Raw genomic sequence first — 767 nt, 5'->3', positions numbered from 1 at the left:
GCGGCCGATGTCGCGGACGGGCGCGCTGGCGGGTGCCGGCGGCCCGGGACTGCGCCGGGAGCCGTCGGCATCGCCGCAGGTGGGACCGGTGTGACGGGGGTCGCAGCGAGGGCGTTTGCCTAAGCGGGGGAAGGATGCGTATGGTAGTAGATCGTTTGACCATTGCCTGGCGCCGACACAGAAGAGCGCCGCGTGGCGCGTACTCTCCCTTGCCGTGGCTGACCGCATTGAGGCGGTCGATTTGCGAATCACGGAGTTTGGGCGCGTGCCGAGACTCCGGAAGGTTTCGCATTTCGCATGTCCATTTCCAGTACTGACCACGCCGTCATGCCCGAGAACGAGTCCAACGAGTCCCCCGAGGCGATCGCCGAGATCGCAGCGGTTGTCGAGACCGTAGAGACCCTCACGGGTACGGAGACGGCCCCCGAGGCTGCCGAAGCTTCGGGCCCCCAGACGACGAGCACGACGAACACGGAGACCGTGAACACCACGAACACCGAGACCTTGATCACCGAGCCGACCGAGACCCCGGCGCCCGAGACCGCGGCCGCGCAGGTCCCGGCGACGCAGACCCCGGCGACGCAGACCCCGGCCGCCGAGGCGCCGCAGGCTGCCGAGACGCCCGAGACGCCGGCCGTCACGGACAACAACGCCGAGAACCCGGGCATCACCTTCACCGACCTGGGTCTGCCGGAAGGCATCGTCCGCAAGCTGGCGCAGAACGGCGTCACTTCGCCCTTCCCGATCCAGGCGGCGACCATCCCGGA

The 767-nt window shown here is 69.0% G+C and carries 1 pseudogene; it reads left to right on the top strand.

From position 1 onward, the window contains the following. Window positions 1-297 precede the first annotated feature (297 nt). A pseudogene (locus HY68_RS44955) lies at window positions 298-767 on the top strand (hypothetical protein); the annotation flags it as partial.

Source organism: Streptomyces sp. AcH 505 (assembly GCF_000818175.1).
GTDB lineage: Bacteria > Actinomycetota > Actinomycetes > Streptomycetales > Streptomycetaceae > Streptomyces.
This window is presented reverse-complemented; position numbering and strand designations above follow the sequence as displayed.